This is a genomic window from Actinokineospora pegani (assembly GCF_009745975.1).
In the GTDB taxonomy this organism is placed as follows: domain Bacteria; phylum Actinomycetota; class Actinomycetes; order Mycobacteriales; family Pseudonocardiaceae; genus Actinokineospora; species Actinokineospora pegani.
This window is the reverse complement of sequence record NZ_WHOL01000112.1, coordinates 14,620-35,122: the sequence shown is the minus strand read 5'-3', so window position 1 is coordinate 35,122 and position 20,503 is coordinate 14,620. Positions and strand designations below refer to the sequence as shown.

Sequence of the window (20,503 nt, the reverse complement as noted above, 5' to 3'; positions counted from 1 at the left end):
CTGGCCAAGCTGGCCGAAGCCGAGCGCGACGCCAAGCAGCTCACGACCGACGAGTCCTTCCGCGCGGGTCAGGCCGCCGGGCTGGAGCTGGCCCAGCGCATCGTCCGCGAGCAGGCGGGGCTCCCGGTGGAGGCCGACTCCGGCCGCGTCTGAGCTGACGGGGGCCGGGCGCCACGCCCGGCCCCGCTGCTCAGCTCGAGACGTCCCGACGGCGGAACGCGACCAGGGACGCCACCACCAGGGCCACCGCCACGACACCCAGCCACACCAGGGGCTCGACGGGCACCGACGGCCCGGGGACCTTCGGCACGTGGGTGAACGGCGAGACGTTCAGCACCACCTGCCCCAGGTTCAGCGCCGGGCCGAACAGCCCCAGCCCCAGCGCCACCCCCGCCACAGCCCACGACGCGGCCGTCGAGGCCCTCGGGACGAGCCCGAACAGCAGGGCCGCGATCCCGGCGACCACCCACACCGCGGGGACCTGCGCCACCGCGCCGCCCGCTGCGTGCGCGAGCTGGGTTCCCAGATCCCCGGCGCGCAGACCGTTGGCGCCAACGGGGTCCGCATCGCCCAGCCCGCACCCGATCCCTGGCCGCCCGCGCCTTCTACGGGGCGTGGTGTGGAACGAGCTGGACGGTCGCGGGCAGCCCCGCGAAAGAGGCCCGGGCACCGCGAAGTCCGGCCGGACGGGGCGGGCGACCTCGCTCCGGGACGGGAGGGGGAGGCCGTTAGCCTCAAGTCGTGGCGGAGGTAGTGGACCGGAAGCGCCGGGTGCGTGTGCCCACGTGGGTGGGATCGACAACCGTGTTGGGGGTCGCCTGGCTGGTCAGCCGGGTGGTGCTGGTCGCGGTCGTGTTCGGCATCGGCGAGGTGGCCTGGCGCGAGGTCACCTACTACCAACGGTGGCACGACCAGCTCGTCGACGGCACCTTCCCGGTGGACGACGTGTCGTGGCAGTACCCGCCGGGGGCGGCGCTGGTGATGCTGTTGCCGAGGCTCATGCCGTTCGGCGGGTACGTCCCCGCGTTCGTGGGCACGGCGGTGCTGGTCGACGGCCTGGTGTTCGTGGCGCTGGTGCGGGCCGCGCGCGGGGCCGGGGCGCCCACGACGGGCGTGTGGCTCTGGGTGTTGGCCATCCCGGGCCTGCTGACGGTGCCGTTCACCCGCTACGACGTGGTGGTGACCGGCCTGGTCGTGCTCGGGCTGGTGGCGCTGCGGTCGCGGCCGGGGTGGGCCGGGGTCCTCGCCGGGATCGGGGCCTCGGTGAAGGTGTGGCCCGCCGTGGTGCTGCTGGGGGCGGGCAAGCGGTCCTGGGTGTGGGCGGCGGGGTCCGTCGCCGTGGTGTGCGGTGTGCTGGCGCTGGTGCTGGACAACCCGTTCGACTTCCTCACCGCCCAGAGCGACCGTGGCCTGGAGTTCGAGTCGGTGGGCGGCGCGGCCCTGGCGGCGGCCCGGCTGTTCGGCTACCCGGGAGAGATCGAGTACCGCTACGGCTCCTTCGAGATCGTCGGCCCGTTGGTGTCCGAGGTGGCGCAGGCCAGCGTGGTCGCGAGCGTGCTGGCGGCCCTCTGGCTGGGCTGGTGGCGCCTGCGGGTCGGCGCGGTCGGCGCGGAGGCGGCGGCCGACGCCGCGATGACAGCGGTGCTGCTGTTCGTGGTGACCAGCCGGGTGATCAGCCCCCAGTACATGATCTGGCTGGTGGGTGTCGGCGCCGTGTGCCTGGTCTCCGCGCGGACCACCCAACGACCGGTGGTGGCGCTGGTGGCACTCGCGGTCCCGCTGACCGCCTTGGAGTACCCGGTCTACTTCGACCGCATCATGGCGGAATGGGCGCCGGGGACCGCCATCCTGCTGCTGCGCAACCTCCTCCTGGTGATCGCGGCCTTCTGGTCGGCGACCCTGCTCTGGCGCGGCTGGCGCCGCGCCCCCGAGGTGGCGGCGGTCTGACCGTGGTCGCCCGCCAGGCCCGCGTGGACTCCCCCACCGCGCCACGGGTGCGGGTGCGGGCCTGCTGATCGGCGGTTGACGGGCGGCGGTTCGGGTGGATTGCATGAGCGCCAGTCGTCGGCGATCGGAGTTCTGTGACCAGCACGGTCGATGTGCGGGCCGCGCAGCGGCGGACCCTGTCCGTCCTGGTGGTCTCCCAGGTGTTCAGCGGGCTCGGGTTGGGGGCGGGCATCACCGTCGGCGCGCTGTTGGCGCAGGACCTGCTGGGGTCGACGGGGCTGTCCGGGTTGCCGAGCGCGCTGTTCACGGCGGGGGCCGCGGTCGCGGCCGCCGGGGTGGGGCGGCTGTCGAACGCGCGGGGGCGGCGGCCGGGGTTGGCCGCGGGGTACGCGACCGGGACGCTCGGCAGCGCGGGGGTGGTCGTGGCGGCGGTGACCGGCAGCGTGGTCCTGCTGGTCGTCTCCCTCATGGCCTACGGCGCCGCGACGGCCACGAACCTGCAGGCCCGGTACGCGGGGGCCGACCTCGCCGAGCCGGGGCACGGGGGCCGGGCGGTCTCACGGGTGCTGGTGACGATGACGCTGGGTGGGGTGCTGGGGCCCACCCTGGCCGAGCCGACCGGGAACCTGGCCGACGCGCTGGGCATCCCGCGCCTGGCGGGCCCGTTCCTGCTGTCCGGGGTGGCCTACGCCATCGCCGCGCTGGTGCTGGTGGTCTTCCTGCGTCCTGACCCGCTCCTGCTGGCCAAGGAGGTGGCGGCCCACGCCGACCCCGGGGACACCGGGGCGGACTCGGGCGGGCACCGGGCGGGGATGGCGCTGGGCGCGGTGGTGATGGGGCTGACCCAGGTGGTCATGGTCGCGATCATGACCATGACCCCGATCCACCTGCACGACCACGGGCACAGCACCGCCGCCTCCGGCCTGGTCATCGCTGTCCACATCGCGGCCATGTACCTCCCGTCCCCGCTCAGCGGCAGGCTGGTGGACCGCTGCGGCCCGCACCCGGTCGCGGTCTCGGCAGGCCTCGTGCTCCTGCTGGCGGGGGTGGTCGCGGCGGTCGCGCCCCCGTCGTCGGTGTGGCTGGTCACCGTGGCGCTGGGGCTGCTCGGGCTGGGGTACAACCTGGGGCTGGTGTCGGGCACGGCGATCATCACCAGCACCGTGCCGCTGGCCGTGCGGGCCAAGGCGCAGGGCTCGGTGGACGTGACTATCGCGATCAGCGGCGCGGCCGGTGGGCTGTCGTCGGGGTTCGTGGTGGCGGGGAGCAGTTTCACCGTGCTGGCACTGGGAAGCGGGGTGCTGGCGTTGGCGCTCGTGCCGGTCGTGCTGGTAGGCATGCGGCGTGTCGGCTGAGTTGTCCTGGAGGTAGGGCGTGTTCACTGTCGAGGGCCGGTCGCAGTTGGTGCGGGAGTTGGTCGCCGAGGCGCGGGCGGACGCGCGCGTGGTGGCGGTCGGGAAGGCGGGGTCCACCGCGTTCGACCGCGGGGACCGGTGGTCCGACATCGACCTGGCGTTGGCGATCGAGGGCGATGTCGACGCCGTGGTGGCGGACTGGACGGCCCGGCTGCGCTCGCGGGGCGCCGTGGCGCATCACGACGTGCCGGCGGGGGTCTTGTTCCGGGTCTTCCTGTTCGCCGACACGCTGCAGGTGGACATCGCGTTCTACCCCGCCGAGCGGTTCGGGGCCACGGGGCCGGACTTCGAGGTGGTGTTCGGGGACGCCCGCGAGATCGCCCGGACGGTGCCGCCCCAGGCTGGGACGGTCATCGGGTGGGCGTGGCTGCACGCCGCGCACGCGCGGTCGAGCCTGGCGCGTGGCAGGCTCTGGCAGGCCGAGCACATGATCGCGGGGGTGCGGGAGCGGGTGCTGTCGTTGGCGTGCCTGCGGTTCGGTCTCACGGCGTGGCAGGGGCGGGGCACCGACGACCTGCCGACCGAGGTGCGGCAGGTCGTGGGTCGCGCGCTGCCCGTGTCGCTGGACCAGGCGGAGTTGGCTCGGGCGTTCACCGCGGCGGTTGAGGCGCTGGTGTCCGAGATCGGGCTTGCGGACCCGGAACTGGCTGGGCGGCTCACCGATCCACTGCGTGAGCTGGCCCGCTCGACACCCTGACCGCTCAGGCGGGGCCGACCAGGCAGAAGGGGTGGCCCGCCGGGTCGGCGTAGACGCGCCAGGGGCGGGTGTCGGCGCCCACGTCGAGGGCGGTGGCGCCGAGGGCGAGGACTTCGAGGTGGGCCGCCTCCAGGGCGGGGACGGCGATGTCGAGGTGGGCTTGCTGGGGGTGGGCCGGGTCGGGCCAGCGCGGGGGGCGGTGATCGGCCACGGCCTGGAAGCAGAGGACGGGTCCGGTGGGCACGTGGAGGGTGGCCCAGGTGTCGGACACGGTCCAGCGGGGATCGGGGCGGTCGACCTCACCGCCGAGGAGGGCTTGGTAGAAGGCGGCCAGACGGCGGGGTCCGGGGCAGTCCAGCACGGTGCATTCGAGGGTGCCGATCACGCTCGGACGATAGCGGTGCCGGGGTGTCCGCCACCACGGGTGCGACCTGGAGTCACCGTGTTCACCGCCTGAGATCGTCGAGCCAGCCCCGCGCCTCGGCCTCGAACCCGGTGTCGTCGTGCTCCCGGGCCCACACCACGGTCGAGAGGCTGGTGTGCGCGGCGCAGGCGGTGAACACGGCGCGGTCCAGCTCGTCGGGCCACAGGCCGTACCCGTCGAAGAACGCGTCGGCCAGCCCGCTGTCGGCGCGCCAGTACCGGAACCACAGCTTGACCGCCTCGCTGGCCCGGTGGTCGCGGTCGGCGTGCCCGAAGTCGATGAGCAGCACCTCTCCCGTCGGCCCCAGCAGCCAGTTGCGCGGCAGGTTGTCCCCGTGGCACGGCACGACGGGCACCGCCCCATCGGTCAGCGCGGCGACCCGACCGGTGACGAAGCCGATCTCCGCGGCGCTGAGCAGGCCCGCCGCGCGGCGGGCGTACCGGGCCGTCTTCTCCCGCAGCCGAACCGAGAACCCCTCGTCGAGCACCGGCGGCGCCGCGTCGTGCAGCAGCCGGGTCAGCTCACCGACACGACGGTGCACGGCGGGGTCGCGCTCGGCCGCCGTGCCCTCGACGACTTCGCCAGGCAGCCGGGTGAGCAACAGCAGGCGGAGGTCGTCATGCGCGGAGTGCAAGACGGGTGCCGAAGCTCCGAGCGCGGGCACCCAGTCGCGGTAGGCGGTGAGTTCCTCCCGGTACTTCTTGTCCCGACGCACCTGCTTGGCGATCCAGCGCACCCCGTCGCCTGCCTCGACCTCGAGGGTCAGCGCCTCCCGCTGCGGCGTCGACCGATCAGCGATCAGGACGCACGGCCCGAAGACAGCGGCGCAGCGGTCCAGCACAGCCGGGGTGTTGAGCACCTACGAAGATTAAGCCCGCTCGGCCTGCTCCTCGAAGTGGTCCACGTGGAAGAGCGCCTGGCTCAGCAGGCCGCGGACGTGGTCGTCGGCGGCGGAGTAGTAGACGAACGTGCCCTCTCGGCGGCCCTTCACCAAGCCTGCGAGGCGGAGCTTGGCCAGGTGCTGGCTGACGGCGGTGGGGGCGGCGCCCGCGAGTTCGGCCAGGCAGGCGACCGAGGACTCGCCTTGGAGCAGCGCCCACAGGACCTTGACCCGGGTGGGGTCGGCGAGCATGCGGAACGTCTCGGCGGCCAGGTGGACCTGCTCCTCGTTGGGCATGTCGAAATCCGGCAGCGAGGAGTGCATGGGGGCAGCATAGCGGCCTGCTCAGCTATTCGGCTCATTGCGTATCTGCATGACTGCGCAGATAAGATGCCTCTCGTGACGCTCACCGACGCACCAGCCCGTGCGCAACTGACCGCCCGGCGACGGACCTCAGCGTGGTCGCTGCCGGAAGTGCGCTGGGCGGTGATCGCGACGGGGCTGTTCGCCTGTGGGATCGCCGCGCAGCTCGCAGGCGCCCCGCCCGCTCTGTGGTGGGCGCTCTACCTGGCCTGTTACGCGGCGGGCGGGTGGGAGCCGGGGCTGTCCGGGCTGCGCGCCCTCACCGGTCGGTCGCTGGACGTCGACCTGCTGATGGTGGCGGCGGCGATCGGCGCGGCGGCGATCGGGCAGGTGTTCGACGGGGCGCTGCTCATCGTCATCTTCGCGACCTCCGGGGCGCTGGAGGCGCTGGCGGCCAAGCGCACCGAGGACTCCGTGCGCGGGCTGCTCGACCTCGCGCCGGACACCGCGACCCGGCTGACCGACGGCGGCGAGGAGACCGTGGCCGTGGCGGACCTGCGGGTGGACGACGTGCTCGTGGTGCGCCCCGGCGAGCGGATCGGCGGCGACGGCCTCGTGGTCGAGGGCGCCAGCGAGGTCGACCAGGCCACGATCACCGGCGAGCCGCTGCCGGTGGACAAGGCGGCGGGCGACGAGGTGTTCGCGGGCACGCTCAACGGCACCGGGGTGCTGCGGGTGCGGCTGACCCGGCCCGCGGCGGACACGGTGATCGCGCGGATCGTGGCGATGGTCGGGCGGGCGAGCGCGACCAAGGCCAGGACGCAGCGGTTCATCGAGAAGGTCGAGCAGCGCTACTCCGTGGGCATGGTCGCGGTGACGGTGGCGCTGTTCGCCGTCCCCCTGCTGTTCGGGGCCGCGTTCGAGCCGACCCTGCTGCGGGCGATGACGTTCATGATCGTGGCATCGCCGTGCGCGGTGGTCCTGGCGACGATGCCGCCGCTGCTGTCGTCGATCGCGACGGCGGGCAGGCACGGCGTGCTGGTCAAGTCGGCCGTGGTGCTGGAACGGCTGGGCACAGCGACGCGGGTGGCGTTCGACAAGACCGGCACGCTGACCGAGGGCACGCCCGTGGTCGCGCGCGTGGTGCCCGCGCCGGGCTGGGACGAGCGGGAGGTGCTCGCGCTCGCCGCCGCCGCCGAGGCCGGGTCCGAGCACCCGCTGGCCCGCGCGGTCGTCGCCGCGGCCGGGGCGCCGGTGGAGTCCGCTGTGGACTTCCGGGCGCGGCCGGGCCGGGGCGTGACGGCCCGGGTGGGCGACCGGGTCGTGGCGGTGGGACGCCCGGAGGGCGAGGTCGCCGGGGTGGCGGAGCTGGAGGCCGAGGGCCACACCGCCGTCGTGGTGCGGGTCGACGGCGGTGTGGCGGGCGTCCTCGGCCTGACCGACCGGGTGCGCCCCGGCGCGGCGGACGCGGTCCGGCGGCTGACCGAGCTGACCGGCGCGCCCCCCGTGCTGCTGACCGGCGACAACCCCAGGGCGGCCGCGCGGCTGGCGGCCGAGGTCGGCATCACCGACGTGCGGGCGGGCCTGCTGCCGGAGGACAAGGTCGAGGCCGTGCGCGCCATGGAGGCCGCCGGACACCGCGTGGTCGTGGTCGGCGACGGCGTGAACGACGCACCCGCGCTGGCCGCCGCACACGTCGGCGTGGCCCTGGGCCGGGCGGGTTCCGACCTGACCCTGGACACCGCCGACGCGGTGATCACCCGCGACGACCTGACGACGGTGCCCGCCGTGCTGGCGCTGGCGCGGCGGGCCCGCCGGGTGGTCGCGGCGAACCTGGTGATCGCCGGGGTGTTCATCGTGGTGCTGGTCGCCTGGGACCTCACCGGGTCGCTGCCGCTCCCCCTGGGCGTGGCAGGCCATGAGAGCTCCACCGTCCTCGTCGGCCTGAACGGACTCCGCCTCCTGCGCTCAGCCGCCTGGCCCCGGGGGTGACACCCCACCCCACCCCACCCGCACCCGCGGCCGATCCCCGCGCGCGTCCCCAAACCCCACCACACCACCGGGGGCGCCCCTCAGCCCATCCTACCGGCTTGACCCGATCGGGACCCCGAAGTGGATCATGCCTGTGGACAACTCCCCCGAGGGGGTCGACCGGCCCGAGGTCACTCCCGCCAGACCGGCTCGTCGGACTCCACGACGGCGCCGTCCTTGCCGAACACCAGGTACCGGTCGAACGAGCGGCCGAACCACCGGTCGTGCGTCGCCGCGACCACGGTGCCGTCGTAGGCGTCGAGGCCTGATTGCAGCACGTCGGCGGAGACCAGGTCGAGGTTGTCGGTGGGCTCGTCGAGCAACAGCAGGGTCGAGCCCTCCAGTTCCAGCAGCAGGATCTGGAACCGGGCCTGTTGACCGCCGGACAGCGTGTCGAACGGGCGCTCGGCCGCCGTGGCGATGTCGTAGCGGGCCAGTGCGCGGCTGGCGTCCTCCCTGGGCATGCCCGGTCTGCGGGCGCCGCCGGTCATCAGCAGCTCGAGCAGGGTGTGGCCGTGGAACTCCGGGTGCTCGTGGGTCTGGGCGAACATGCCCGGCACCACGCGCGCGCCCAGCTTGGCGGTGCCGGAGTGGGCGACGGCGGTGAGCGCGCTCTGCTCGAACGCGTCCTGCTGGGTGTCGGTGCCGCCGCGGGCGAGCAGGCGCAGGAAGTGGGACTTGCCGGTGCCGTTCGCGCCGAGGACGGCGACCCGCTCGCCGTAGAAGATCTCGGTGGAGAACGGCTTGGTCAGGCCGTCGAGGGCCAGTGCCTCGCAGACCACGGCCCGCTTGCCGGTGCGCCCGCCGCGCAGGGTGACCCGGACCCGCTGCTCGCGCGGCACGGCCTCCGGTGGGCCGGCCTCCTCGAACTTGCGCAGCCGGGTCTGGGCGGCGTGGTAGCGGGCGGACATGCCGTCGTTGTAAGTCGCCTTCTGCTTGAGCTCGTTGACCAACCGCACCAGCTTGGCCCGGTCCTCGTCCCAGCGCCTGCGCAGCTCGTCGAGCCGGTCCACGCGGTCGGCGCGGGCCTTGTCGTAGCTGGCGAAGCCGCCGCCGTGCACCCAGACGCGGTTGCCCGCGGCGCCGAGTTCGACGGTGATGACGCGGTTGGCGCTGCGGTGCAACAGCTCCCGGTCGTGGGTCACGAACAGGACGGTCTTGGGGGACTCGACGATCTGCCGCTCGAGCCACTCCTTGCCCGGCACGTCGAGGTAGTTGTCCGGCTCGTCGAGCAGCAGCACCGCGTCCGGCCCGCGCAGCAGGTACTCCAGGGCCAGCCGCTTCTGCTGCCCGCCGGACAGGTGGCGCAGCTCGCGGAAGCGCAGCAGGTCGAACGACACCCCCACGGCCGAGGTGCAGCAGCGGTCCCACAACACCTCGGCCTCGTACCCGCCCGCGTCGGCGTACTCGGCGATCGCCTCGGCGTAGACCAACTGGGCGGCCTCGTCGTCGCGCTCGATGAGGGCGTTCTCCGCCTCGTCCAACCGGTCGGCGGCCAAGGCCAGCCGCGGCGGCGCGAGCGAGACAAGCAGGTCGCGGACCGTGGAGTCGTCGCGGGTGTGGCCGATGAACTGGCGCATCACCCCGAGCCCGCCGGACTGGGTCACGACCCCCTCGGTCGGCTCCTGGTCCTTGGCGATCACCCGCAGCAACGTGGACTTCCCCGCCCCGTTGGGGCCGATCAGCGCCGCCTTGGCCCCCTCCCCCACCCGGAACGAGACGTCGTCGAGCAGCACGCGCCCGTCCGGCAGGACGTGCGTCACCCTCTGCACCTCTACGTGGCCCACTGCGACTTCCTCCGATCCGACCGACCGCCGCCACTGTGGCGACACCGCCCCACGGGATCAACCGGAATACGGGCGGCAACGACAGAACGGCCACCGCCGTCCAGCCGATCCGTCGCCTGCGCCACCCGGATGGCGGTGTCCGGTTCACTACGATCGTGTGATTAAGTCAGACGCTTGACTTAGTTGTTGGTGATCGGTTCACTGGCGGCATCACAGCCTGGCGGAAGGGACTCATGGTGGCGAGCGGTTTGGGGTTCGACCCCGACGCGTTGCGGGAGAAGTACCGGGTGGAGCGGGATCGCCGGATCCGGCCGGAGGGGATCGGGCAGTACCGGGGGGTCGACGGCGAGTTCGCGGGCTTCGGCGACGACCCGCACGCCGTGCCCCACGACCGGGAACCGCTCACCGACACCGTGGACGTGCTCGTCATCGGCGGCGGGTTCGGCGGGCTGCTGGCCGGGGCGCGACTGCGGCAGGCGGGCGTCGACGGCCGGGTCCGGCTGGTCGACGACGGGGCGGACTTCGGCGGGACCTGGCACTGGAACCGGTACCCGGGCATCCACTGCGACATCGAGTCCTACGTCTACCTGCCGCTGCTCGAGGAGCTCGGCTACGTCCCGGAGTGGAAGTACTCCCCCGGCGAGGAGATCCGCGAGCACGCGCGCGCCATCGCCCGGCACTTCGACCTCTACGCCGACGCGGTGTTCCAGACCAGGGTGACCGAGCTGCGCTGGGACGAGGGCGCCTGGGTGGTCGCCACCGACCGCGGCGACGCGATCCGGGCCAAGCACGTCATCGCGTCCAGCGGCACGCTGAGCAAGCCGAAGCTGCCGGGCATCCCCGGCATCGAGTCCTTCGGCGGCCACATGTTCCACACCAGCCGCTGGGACTACGACTACACCGGCGGCGACGCGGGCGGTGGCCTGACCGGCCTGGCCGACAAGCGGGTCGCGGTGATCGGCACCGGGGCCACGGCGATCCAGATCGTCCCGCACCTGGGCCGCGACGCCCGCAGCCTGCACGTCTTCCAGCGCACCCCGTCCTCGGTCGACGTGCGCGGCAACCAGCGCACCGACCCGGAGTGGGCCAAGAGCCTGGGCCCGGGGTGGCAGCGCAGGCGCAGGGACAACTTCCTCAGCGTCGTCAGCGGCGTGCCCCAGGACGAGGACATGGTGGCCGACGGCTGGACCGGCAGCGCGGAGCTGCTGCGCAAGCTGGTGCACAGCAACGCAGGCGCCGACCTGCCCGAGGACGAGCGCGAGCGGCTCAGCGAGATCGCCGACTTCCAGAAGATGAACGGGATCCGGGACCGGGTCGACGAGCTGGTCGAGGACCCGGCCACCGCCGAGGCGCTCAAGCCCTGGTACCGCTACATGTGCAAGCGGCCCACCTTCAGCGACGATTACCTGGAGACCTTCAACCGCCCCAACGTGACCCTGGTCGACACCTCCGCCCACGGCGGGGTGGAGGCGTTCACCGAGAAGGGCCCGGTGGTCGGCGGGGTGGAGTACGAGGTCGACTGCGTCATCTTCGCCACCGGGTTCTCGGTGGGCTTCTCCGGCGTGCTCTCGGGCAAGCTGCCGGTGTACGGCCGCGACGGCACGCAGTTGCTGGCCACCTGGATGCGGGGCCCGAGGACGCTGCACGGCTTCTACAGCAACGGTTTCCCGAACCTGTTCCACCTCGGACCGCTGCAGAACGCGGTGTCGGTGAACTACGTGCACATCCTCGACGAGCAGGCCACGCACGTCGCCGAGGTCATCGCCGAGGCGGAGCGGCGCGGGGTCGACGTGGTCGAGCCCACCGCCGAGGCCGAGGAGCGCTGGGTGGGCACGATCCGGGAGAAGGCGCACGACCTGCGGGCTTTCCAGGCCGAGTGCACACCCGGGTACTACAACGGCGAGGGCATGCCCTGGCCGCGCAGCGAGCAGTTCGGCGACGGCCCGGTCGTGTTCCACGAGGTGCTGCGCACCTGGCGCGCGGGCGGGATGGACGACGTGCTCGCGGGAGGGCAGGCGTGAGCCGGTTCGGCGCGGGCGCGCCGACCAGCGCCCGCTGGGACGTGCGCCGGATGAACGACCCGAATCCGCTGTGGGGGTCCAACGGCGTCGCCTTCGGCCCCGACGGGCGGCTCTACGTCGCGCAGTACCTGGCGGGCACGATCAGCGCGGTGGACTTGGCCTCGGGTGACGTCGAGGTCATCGAGCCCGTGCAGGGCCCGGTCCAGTCGCCCGACGACCTCGCGTTCGGGGCGGACGGATCGATGTACATCACCGACCTGGCGCCGGGGCGGGTGTGGCGGCGCAGCCCGGCGGGCGAGTACGCGCTGGTGTCGGACGCGGTGGCGGTGCCCAACGGCATCGCCTGCGTGGGCGACCGCCTGTTCGTCAACGAGATGCGCATGGACGGCAGGCTGCTGGAGCTGTTCCCCGGGGGTGGCGAGCCGGTGGTGCTGGCCGAGGGGCTGGCGCTGGGCAACGCCATGCAGCTGGGCCCGGACGGCGCGCTGTACTACCCGCACATGCTCACCAACCAGGTCTTCCGCACCTGTCCCGACGGCGGGCCCGCGGAGCTGGTGGCCGAGGACGTGCACGAGCCGGTCGCGGTCCGCTTCGACCTCGGCGGCGTGCTGCACGTGGTGTCGCGGGGCGCCGCGGGCATCGTCACCCGCTTCGACGGCGACCGCCGCACCCTGGTGACCAGCGGCATCCTCGGGCTGGACAACGCGGCCTTCGACCAGGAGAACCGCATGTACGTCTCCAGCTACGCCAGCGGCGGCATCGCCGAGCTGCGCCCCGACGGCCGCACCCGCCAGGTCGTCCCGCGCGGCCTGGCCGGCCCCTACGGCCTGACCGTGGACTTCGGCGGCCAGGTCGTCGCCGCCGACCACTACCGCGTGGCCCGTCCGAGCCCCGAGGGCTTCACCGCCGACGAGCTGCTGATCTTCGCCCACGGCATCGCCACCACCCCCGGCGGCGACCTCCACCTCACCTCGCAGTTCGGCGACGTCCGGACCCACGATCCCGCCACGGGCGAGACCACCGTCCGGGCCCACAGCCTCAACCGCCCCACCGGCATCACCGTCCACCCCGACGGCAGCCTCCTCGTCGCCGAGACGGGCGCGGGCCGCGTCCTCGCCATCACCGACGAGGTCGCCGCGCTGGCCGAGGGCCTGGACTCCCCCGTCGACGTCACCGTTGGCGACGACGGCCAGTGCTACGCGACCACCGCCACCGAGGTGGTGCGCCTCGACGAGTCCGGCCCGGTGGTCGTCGCGGCAAACCTCGCCGCACCGCAGGGCATCGCGGCTATCGGAGACACGCTGTACGTCGTCGAGGTGGGCGCCAGGCGGTTGCGGTCCGTCTCGGTGGAGACGGGCGAGACGCACATCGAGGCGGAAGACCTCGCGGTCGGCACCCCCGCACCGGTGTCCACCGCGCCACCGCTGTACTGCCACGGCATGCCCGGGGTCGCCCCGCAGTTCGCGGGTTTGGCCGCCTGCGCCGATGGGACGCTTTACCTGTCCGCCAACGGAGAGGGCACGGTGCTGCACCTGCGCCCGCGGGATTAGGCGACCCGGCAGGATGGACACCATGGTGCGAATCAGCCTGCTCACCGAGAACGACCGCGCCGAATGGGAGGCGCTGATCCGCGCCAAGGAGGCACACTTCGACACCGAGCACAGCGACGAGGACTACGACCGGGCCTGGGGGCGCCTGCTCGACGGCGCCCCCAGGCGCGGGATCGCCGCGCGGCTGGACGGCAAGATGGTCGGCATCGCGCACTACTTGTTCCACGACAGCATCTGGTACTCCGGGAAGTGCTACCTGGTGGACCTGTTCGTGGACCCGGGAGTCCGGCGGCGGGGCGTCGCCACGACGATCATCCACTGGGTGGCGGCGGACGCCGTGGAGCACGGCTTCCCGGCCCTCTACTGGAACACGCTGGAGGACGCCGAAGCCCGCGCGCTGTACGACAAGGTGGGCCGACAACTCGATGGCTTCGTCTACTACAACTACCGGCGCACCACGGCCTAGCGTCGCCGGTGCGGGCGTGTCCGCCGGAACGTTGATCGAAGGGACTGGGCGCGGCCGAGGCGGCGCGTCCGAGGCCACCCACCCGACTGGCACCAACCTGATGGCCAGGTACACCTAGTACTCGTCGTGGCGGCGGGTGTGGCGGAAGGGTTCGCCCTGGGGCCAGCCCGCCGGGGAGTCCTCCCAGTTCTCCTGGCGGCCGAAGACCGTGCGGTCGAGGTAGCCGACCATGCCCGCGAGGGGTTCGACACCGCGGCCGTCGGTGGAGTAGGTGAGGTGGACGTCGTCGTTGGTGCGGACGTAGAAGCTGAAGCCCGGTCGCTCGCCGTCGTCGGCGGTCCAGCCGAAGTCGCGGTTGTAGGTGTTGTTCCGCGACGACACCCAGGGGACCTGCCAGCCCATGCGGTCGCGGTAGGCGAGGAGTTTGGCGATGGGGGCGGCGGAGACGCAGGCGACGGCGATGTCGTGGGGGCCGAAGTGGGCCAGGTGCGGCATGTTGTCGACCATGTAGGAGCAGGACGGGCAGCCCGCGTCCCACTCCGGGTCGAACATGAAGTTCTGGACGACGAGCTGGGTCCGGTCGCCGAACAGGCCGCGCAGCGTCACCGGGCCGTGCTCGCCGTCGAAGGTGTACTCGGGCACGAGGGTCATGGGCAGCCGCCTGCGCTGGGCGGCGATCTTGTCGCTGAGGCGGGTCAGCTCCTTCTCCTGGACCAGCAGCTCCGCGCGGGCGCGCTGGAACTCGTCGAGGTCCACGATGTCCGGTCGGGCGGTGGCGTCCCGTGTCTGCATGGGACGACCTTCCCCCGACCGGGCACCGGGCGCAACAACTCCGGTCAGTCGACCGCCAGCTCGCCGAGCCGGGACCAGTCGGCACCGGGCACCTCGGCGTTGACGATGCGCGGGGTCTCCACCAGGTGCTGGGGCAGGTCGCGCTGGGCGGCCTTGAAGTGCTCGGACCGCACGTGCGCCCCGCCCGCGTCGCCGTCGCGGAAGGCCTCGACCAGGACGTACTCGTTCGGGTCGGCCAGCGAGCGCGACCAGTCGAACCACAGGCAGCCCTCCTCGGCGCGGGTGGCCTCGGTGAACGACCTGGCGATCTCCGGCCAGCGCTCGGCGGACTCGGGCTTGACCTGGAACTTGGCCGTGATGAAGATCATGTCTCTCCTCCGCGCGGTATGTGCGCTCTCAACTATGCACGGCACCGCGCGGCCTCTGCCACCTGACACCCCGGGACGACCGGCACATCGACCGCAGGCGGTCCGGCGATCGTCCACATCGGACATCATCGCGACGGCTACCTCCGGTCGACCCACGTCCCCCGCTCCGGGGTCCAGTGGATGACCGCGGACTCGAAGTCCTGGTGGAACCCTCCCCCGGCCCGCGGGGTCTCCTCGGAGACCGGGTAGCCCAGGACGCGCTCGTTGCCGCCCGCGACGAAGGCCTTGCCGATCTCGCCGTGGACGACGCGCGGGCCGGTGCGCTCCGACCACAGGAACAACGCGCGCTGGAACCGCTGGTAGCGGCCTGTCGTGCCGGCGGGGCTCGTCCCGGCGGCGGCCTCGTCCATCACCGGGAAGCCCCACGCCCGCTCGGCGTCGGTGTCCCAGTAGCGGCGCAGGATCTGGCCGTGCACCGCGAACGCGCCGACGGTCGGGTGCCAGATGATCATGCCGTTGGCGAACTCGGTGAACCGCCCGCCCAGCAAGGCGTCGGCCTCGGCGCGCACCGGTCCGCCGAGGACGCCGCCGGGCCCGCCGAGCGCGCGGTACTTGTCGCCGATCAGGCCGTAGGGCTGGAACGCCTCGTCGCGCTGGGCCACAGCGATGCCCTGGGCCTGGTCGTAGCGCTCGGGGAAGGCGGAGCGCTGCACCGCCTGGGCGAGCTGCCCGGCGGTGCCGCCGACGTGGTGGGGCTCCATCCGCTGGGCGACCTCGAAGAACTTCGTGGCCGCGTAGTCGACGTCCAAGATCTGCGCGGGTGACCCCCAGCCCTGCGACGGCCGCTGCTGGAACACCCCGAGCGAGTCCCGGTCCCCGCAGCCGAGGTTGTTCATGTGCGACTCGACCCAGCCCGCCTCGAACCCGGCCAGCATCACCTTGGCCGACACCGCCCGCCGCTGCCCGACCTCGTACACCTTGCGCGTCACCCGGATGTCCCGCTGCGCCGGGACGCCGCACGCGAGGGGCATGGTCCCCGTCCCCAACGGCCCGGGGACCACCGGGACCGCCGTCGCGGGCAGCACCGACACGACCACCCCGACCAGCGCCCCGAGGAACGCGAGCGATCGCCTCATGTCAACTCCTCGCAGGGTGCGGACTCACCAGGCGAATCGTGCCCGCCACCCCCACCCCGCGAGCCCGTGGTGTCCGCTTCCGGCCGAACTCCCACCTGAACGGCCGCTCGCGGGCTACTGCCAGGTGATCTGGCGGCTGAGGGACTGGGGGAACTTGCGGGTGATGTAGGTCAGGTACTCGTCGATGTGCTCGCGCATGGCCTCGGTCGCCTGGTGGGGCTCGGCGGCGGCGATGGCCTCGTAGATGTTGCGGTGGGCCTTGAGGACGGCCTGGCGGCGGCGGACCGGGTAGTTGATCCCGTGCGCGGCGCCGCTGATGTCCATGTCGCCGACCATGACGTCGATGAGGAAGCCGAACAGGGAGTTGCCGGAGGCCCAGGCGATGATGTCGTGGAAGCGGACGTTGGACTCGAGGTAGATGTCGTGGTCGGTGAGGCCGGACTCCATGTCCGTCACCGACCTCTCCAGGTCGGTGAGCCGCTCGGGGGTGATGCGCTCGGCGGCGAGTCCGGCCATCAGCGGCTCGAAGGCGGCGCGGGCCTCGGCGATGACCCGGTAGGGGGCGCCGTCGAACTGCAGCAGCAGCGCCAGGGTGGCCGCGAGGCTGTCCGCGCCCGGCTTCTCCACCACCGGGCCGCCGCCGGGGCCCGGCTTGAACGACAGGACCCCTTGCAGCTCCAGGTAGCGCAGCGACTCGCGCAAGGTGCCGCGGCCCGCCTCGTACTCCTCCATCATCAGCCGCTCCGGGGGCAGCTTCTGCCCTGGCCGGAGTCCGCGCGTGTGGATGTCGCGGACGATGCGCTGCGCGAGGATCAGCGCCGTCTTCTGTGGTTTGGGCGCGAACCGCATACCCTCGCCCCCTCTTGTCTGCCGGATCCCTGTCCCGATCATCGTATTCAGCGGCACCGCGCTCATCGCCCGGACCACCTCGGTTCCCGTTTCTCCTTGAACGCCGACGCGCCCTCCCTGGCGTCGTCCGACGATCGGACGGCCTCGGCCAACGGCGCCTGCCGGGCGAAGAAGTCCTCGGCGGGCCAATCGCGGGCGGCGGTGACGATCCGCTTGGTGGCGGCGACGGCCAGCGGACCGTTGCGCGCGATCCTCTCCCCGAGCTCGACCGCGGCGTCCAGCGCCTCGCCGACGCCGACGAGCCGGTTGACCAGGCCGAGGTCGTGGGCGCGGGTGGCGGGCAGCGGGTCGCCGGTGAGCGCCAGCTCCAGGGCCACCTGGTAGGGGACGCGCTGCGGCAGCCGCATCAGCCCGCCCCCGGCGGCGACCAGGCCGCGCTTGACCTCGGGCAGCCCGAAGACGGCCTTGTCCGTGGCCACCACCAGGTCGCAGGCCAGCACGATCTCGAACCCGCCCGCGACCGCGTGCCCCTCGACCGCGGCGATCAGCGGCTTGGCGCTGGCCCGCTCGACGATCCCGGCGAACCCGCGGCCCTCGACCCGCGGCCGCTCGCCGTTGAGGAACGCCTTGAGGTCCATGCCCGCGCAGAACGTGCCGCCCGCGCCGGTCAGCACCCCGGCGACGAGGTCCGGGTCGGCGTCGAGCCGGTCGAGGGCGTCCCCGATCGCGACAGCGGTCGCGGTGTCGATCGCGTTGCGCACCTCGGGCCGGTTGATGGTGACGACGAGGACACCGCCGCGCGCCGCGACGTCCACCGGGCTCATCTGGGGGCCATCCGGAGGGCGCCGTCGAGGCGAATCGTCTCGCCGTTGAGGTAGGCGTTGCCGAGGACGGCCAGGACCAGGTCGGCGAACTCGGCGGGCTGGCCGAGCCTGCGCGGGTTGGGCACCGAGGCCTCCAGGGAGGCCTTCACGTCGTCGCGGATGTTGTCGAGGATCGGGGTGTCGAAGACTCCCGGCGCGATGGTGCAGACCCGGATCAGCTTGCTGGCCAGGTCGCGCGCGGCGGGCAGGGTGATGCCGAGGACGCCCGCCTTGGAGGAGGCGTAGGGGATCTGGCCGATCTGGCCCTCGAAGCCCGCGATCGAGGCGGTGAGCACGATGGCCCCGCGCTCGCCGTCGACCGGCTCGGTGGCCGCCATCCTGGCCGCGGCCAGGCGCAGCACGTTGAAGGTGCCGACGAGGTTCAGCTCGACGATGCTCTTGTAGGTCTCCAGCGACCCGGGCGAACCGTCCTTCTCGACCAGTCGCACCCGCTGCCCGCGACCCGCGCAGTGCACGACGGCGCGCAGCGGCCCCAGGCTCGCCGCGACGTCGAGCGCCGCGCTCATCGAGTCGGTGTCGGTGACGTCGGCCGGGGCGAACGCCGCCCCGATCCCGGCCGCGACCTCGGCGCCCGGCGAGCCGGGCAGGTCGGCGACGACCACCTTCGCGCCGAGTCCGACCAGCGCCTCGGCCGTCGCCCGGCCCAGGCCGGACGCCCCACCGGTCACCAGCGCGGCGATGCCGTTGACATCCATCCCGCACACCCCTTCACTCGAGGTCCAACCGAGGCCGAACCTGCCCGATCATACTCATGGTTATGACGATTGGACATGGCCGTTGTCACCCGCCCTATCTATGTATATGATTATACCCATCGGTGCGGCAAGGAGGAACGGCGATGAGCGGTCACGGCCCCCTGGCGGGCATCACGGTGTTGGAGCTGGGCTCGATGTACGCCGCGCCGACGGCGGGGCGGATGCTGCGCGACTTCGGCGCCGAGCTGCTCAAGGTGGAGGACCCGGTCTCCGGCGACGGCGCCCGGCACTGGGTACCGCAGAAGAACGGGCACTCGCTGGGCTTCGCGCGGATCAACGCGGGCAAGCGGTCGCTGGGGGTCGACCTGCGCTCGGCGGGCGGGCAGGACCTGGTGCGCAGGCTGGCCGCCGAGGTCGACGTGGTGGTGGAGTCGTTCCGGCCAGGCAGGCTCGAGGCGTGGGGCCTGGGCTGGGACGCGCTGCGCGAGGTCAACCCGCGCCTGGTGCTGACCAGGGTCACCGGCTTCGGGCAGACCGGACCGCACAGCGCCCGGCCCGGCTTCGGCACGGTGGCGGAGGTGATGAGCGGCTTCGCCTTCATCAACGGCTGGCCGGACTCGCCGCCGACCTCGCCGCCGTTCGGGTTCGCCGACTCCATCGCGGGGATCGCCGCCGCCTACGGCACCGCCATGTCGCTGTACCAGCGCGAGCGCACGGGCCTCGGCGACTGCGTCGACGTCGCCCTCTACGAGCCGCTGATGTTCATCCTCGGCGACCTGGTCCTGCGCTACACGGCCAAGGGCGAGATCGCCACGCGCGAGGGCAACTCCACCGGCGCGGCGTCCCCGCGCGGGGTCTACCAGGCCGCCGACGGCGGGTGGCTGGCGATCGCCGCGTCCTCGCAGCGCATCGCCGAGCGGCTGTTCGTCGCGATGGGCCGCCCGGAGTTCGTCGACGACCCGCGCTACCGCACCAACGCCGACCGGCTGGCCAACAACGCCGAACTGCAGGCGCACGTCACCTCCTGGGTCGGCTCGATGACCCGGCCGGAGGTGCTCGCGGTGCTGGAGAGGCACGAGGTGGTCGCGGCGGCGGTCAACGACGCCAAGGACATCACCGAGGACCCGCACTTCGTCGAGCGCACGCTGGTCGACCTGCACACCGAGGCGCTGGGCGCGGTGAAGATGCCCGGCCCGGTGCTGCACCTGGGCGGCTACGACGGCCCCGGCTACGACGGCGTGCCCGCGGTCGGCGAGCACACCGACGAGGTGCTGACCGAGCGCCTGGGCCTGGGCGCGGCGGAGCTGGCCGACCTGCGGGCGGCCAAGGTCATCCGATGACGGTCGACCTCGCCGTCGACGACCACGTCGCCACCATCACCCTCGACCGCCCGCCGCTGAACACCTACACCGTCGGCCTCAAGGACGACCTGGTCGGCGCGCTGGACGTCGCCGAGGCGGACGACGCGGTGCGGGCGATCATCGTCACCGGCAGGGGCAAGGCGTTCTGCGCGGGGATGGACCTGTCCCCCGGGCCGCGCGCGTTCGCCCGCCTCGACGAGCCGGAGCGAGCCAGGACACGCGACTCCGGCGGGGAGCTGGCCCTGCGCTTCTACGCCTGCGCCAAGCCGCTCATCGCCGCGGTCAACGGCCCGGCGATGGGCGTCGGCGTGACCATGACGCTGCCGATGGACCTGCGGCTGGCCTCGACGCGGGCCCGCTTCGGGTTCGTGTTCGCCCAGCGCGGCATCGTCATGGAGAGCTGCTCGTCGTGGTTCCTGCCGCGCCTGGTCGGCATGGCCAAGGCCGCCGAGTGGGTCACCACGAGCAGGGTCCTCACCGCCGAGGAGGCGCTCGCGGGCGGCCTGGTCACCTCCGTGCACGAGCCGGACGACCTGCTGCCCGCCGCGCGCGCGGTGGCCGCCGGGATCGCCCGCGACGCCGCCCCGGTGTCGGTGGCGCTCAACCGCATGCTGATGTGGCGGATGCTCGGCGAGCCGCACCCGATGGCCGCGAACGTCGCCGAGTCCCGGGCGATGCTGCTGCGCGGCGAGAGCCCGGACTCCACCGAAGGCGTCGCCTCGCTGCTGGAGCGCAGGCAGGCCGAGTTCGCGCAGACGGTCCCGCGCGACCTGCCCGCCATCCCGATGGGCCCCGCGGACCCGGCGTTCACCGCCGGACCACCCGCCTGCTGACCCCCGCGTCGGGCGATCGTCTCGGCGGCGGCGCTGGGGGTTGCGGCGCTGAGCGTGGAGGGAC

At 73.0% G+C, this 20,503-nt stretch carries 20 protein-coding genes; 9 read left to right on the top strand and 11 right to left on the bottom strand.

The window, feature by feature from the left end; all coding sequences use genetic code 11:
* Positions 1–190 precede the first annotated feature (190 nt).
* On the bottom strand, positions 191–490 hold the full coding sequence (locus tag GCL84_RS22305) for a hypothetical protein (protein WP_156757486.1): 300 nt from the start codon (positions 488–490) through the stop codon (positions 191–193).
* 299 nt (positions 491–789) lie between these two features.
* Here GCL84_RS22305 and GCL84_RS22300 point away from each other — a divergent pair, with 299 nt between their 5' ends.
* The 3 genes from GCL84_RS22300 (at position 790) to GCL84_RS22290 (ending at position 4,059) form a co-directional block, all read left to right on the top strand.
* Positions 790–1,947 carry a glycosyltransferase family 87 protein gene (locus GCL84_RS22300; RefSeq protein ID WP_197523445.1) on the top strand — a complete coding sequence of 386 codons (1,158 nt, stop codon included), beginning with the start codon at positions 790–792 and terminating at the stop codon, positions 1,945–1,947.
* A 134-nt stretch (positions 1,948–2,081) separates the two neighbouring features.
* Entirely contained in the window at positions 2,082–3,302 is a 1,221-nt protein-coding gene (locus GCL84_RS22295; protein WP_156757485.1) for an MFS transporter, read from the top strand.
* A gap of 19 nt (positions 3,303–3,321) precedes the next feature.
* Complete coding sequence (locus GCL84_RS22290; protein WP_156757484.1) at positions 3,322–4,059, top strand: nucleotidyltransferase domain-containing protein; 738 nt, start codon at positions 3,322–3,324, stop codon at positions 4,057–4,059.
* Positions 4,060–4,063: 4 nt separating this feature from the next.
* On the opposite strand, the gene GCL84_RS22285 is transcribed toward GCL84_RS22290, so the two are convergent.
* The 3 genes from GCL84_RS22285 to GCL84_RS22275 form a co-directional block, all read right to left on the bottom strand.
* Positions 4,064–4,444, bottom strand: a complete 381-nt coding sequence (locus GCL84_RS22285; RefSeq protein WP_156757483.1) for a VOC family protein — start codon at positions 4,442–4,444, stop codon at positions 4,064–4,066.
* Positions 4,445–4,505: 61 nt separating this feature from the next.
* Positions 4,506–5,342, bottom strand: coding sequence for a phosphotransferase (locus tag GCL84_RS22280; protein WP_156757482.1), 837 nt, complete (start codon positions 5,340–5,342; stop codon positions 4,506–4,508).
* Positions 5,343–5,351: 9 nt separating this feature from the next.
* Positions 5,352–5,687: an ArsR/SmtB family transcription factor gene (locus GCL84_RS22275; RefSeq protein WP_156757481.1), complete on the bottom strand. Its 336-nt coding sequence runs from the start codon at positions 5,685–5,687 to the stop codon at positions 5,352–5,354.
* Between the two features lie 66 nt (positions 5,688–5,753).
* Here GCL84_RS22275 and GCL84_RS22270 point away from each other — a divergent pair, with 66 nt between their 5' ends.
* Positions 5,754–7,658 (top strand): heavy metal translocating P-type ATPase, encoded by a 1,905-nt coding sequence (locus GCL84_RS22270; protein WP_156757480.1) that lies wholly within the window; start codon positions 5,754–5,756, stop codon positions 7,656–7,658.
* Positions 7,659–7,828: 170 nt separating this feature from the next.
* On the opposite strand, the gene GCL84_RS22265 is transcribed toward GCL84_RS22270, so the two are convergent.
* Positions 7,829–9,484, bottom strand: coding sequence for an ABC-F family ATP-binding cassette domain-containing protein (locus tag GCL84_RS22265; RefSeq protein WP_156757479.1), 1,656 nt, complete (start codon positions 9,482–9,484; stop codon positions 7,829–7,831).
* Between the two features lie 236 nt (positions 9,485–9,720).
* Here GCL84_RS22265 and GCL84_RS22260 point away from each other — a divergent pair, with 236 nt between their 5' ends.
* From GCL84_RS22260 to GCL84_RS22250, 3 genes are read left to right on the top strand one after another with little or no spacing between them, the layout of a single operon-like run.
* Positions 9,721–11,505 carry a flavin-containing monooxygenase gene (locus GCL84_RS22260; RefSeq protein ID WP_235926586.1) on the top strand — a complete coding sequence of 595 codons (1,785 nt, stop codon included), beginning with the start codon at positions 9,721–9,723 and terminating at the stop codon, positions 11,503–11,505.
* Positions 11,502–13,055, top strand: coding sequence for a hypothetical protein (locus tag GCL84_RS22255; protein WP_156757477.1), 1,554 nt, complete (start codon positions 11,502–11,504; stop codon positions 13,053–13,055). Before GCL84_RS22260 ends, GCL84_RS22255 begins: the two co-directional genes overlap by 4 nt.
* A 22-nt stretch (positions 13,056–13,077) precedes the next feature.
* On the top strand, positions 13,078–13,521 hold the full coding sequence (locus GCL84_RS22250) for a GNAT family N-acetyltransferase (RefSeq protein WP_235926584.1): 444 nt from the start codon (positions 13,078–13,080) through the stop codon (positions 13,519–13,521).
* A gap of 114 nt (positions 13,522–13,635) precedes the next feature.
* Here the strand turns inward: GCL84_RS22250 and GCL84_RS22245 are convergent, their stop codons facing one another.
* The 6 genes from GCL84_RS22245 to GCL84_RS22220 form a co-directional block, all read right to left on the bottom strand.
* Positions 13,636–14,313, bottom strand: coding sequence for a DUF899 domain-containing protein (locus GCL84_RS22245; RefSeq protein ID WP_156757475.1), 678 nt, complete (start codon positions 14,311–14,313; stop codon positions 13,636–13,638).
* Positions 14,314–14,357: 44 nt separating this feature from the next.
* The gene (locus tag GCL84_RS22240) at positions 14,358–14,681 is read right to left on the bottom strand and encodes a putative quinol monooxygenase (protein WP_156757474.1); all 324 of its coding nucleotides are present in this window, start codon (positions 14,679–14,681) and stop codon (positions 14,358–14,360) included.
* Between the two features lie 137 nt (positions 14,682–14,818).
* A complete protein-coding gene (locus GCL84_RS22235; protein WP_156757473.1) occupies positions 14,819–15,817 on the bottom strand; it encodes an LGFP repeat-containing protein in 999 nt (332 codons plus the stop codon).
* 114 nt (positions 15,818–15,931) lie between these two features.
* On the bottom strand, positions 15,932–16,666 hold the full coding sequence (locus GCL84_RS22230; protein ID WP_156757472.1) for a FadR/GntR family transcriptional regulator: 735 nt from the start codon (positions 16,664–16,666) through the stop codon (positions 15,932–15,934).
* Positions 16,667–16,728: 62 nt separating this feature from the next.
* Positions 16,729–17,490 (bottom strand): crotonase/enoyl-CoA hydratase family protein, encoded by a 762-nt coding sequence (locus tag GCL84_RS22225; RefSeq protein WP_156757471.1) that lies wholly within the window; start codon positions 17,488–17,490, stop codon positions 16,729–16,731.
* Positions 17,487–18,245, bottom strand: a complete 759-nt coding sequence (locus GCL84_RS22220; protein ID WP_156757470.1) for an SDR family NAD(P)-dependent oxidoreductase — start codon at positions 18,243–18,245, stop codon at positions 17,487–17,489. Before GCL84_RS22220 ends, GCL84_RS22225 begins: the two co-directional genes overlap by 4 nt.
* 143 nt (positions 18,246–18,388) lie before the next feature.
* Between GCL84_RS22220 and GCL84_RS22215 the strand changes: the two genes are divergently transcribed.
* A complete protein-coding gene (locus GCL84_RS22215; RefSeq protein ID WP_156757469.1) occupies positions 18,389–19,585 on the top strand; it encodes a CaiB/BaiF CoA transferase family protein in 1,197 nt (398 codons plus the stop codon).
* Positions 19,582–20,439 (top strand): enoyl-CoA hydratase-related protein, encoded by an 858-nt coding sequence (locus GCL84_RS22210; protein WP_156757468.1) that lies wholly within the window; start codon positions 19,582–19,584, stop codon positions 20,437–20,439. The genes GCL84_RS22215 and GCL84_RS22210 overlap by 4 nt, the downstream gene beginning before the upstream one ends.
* Positions 20,440–20,503: the final 64 nt, after the last annotated feature.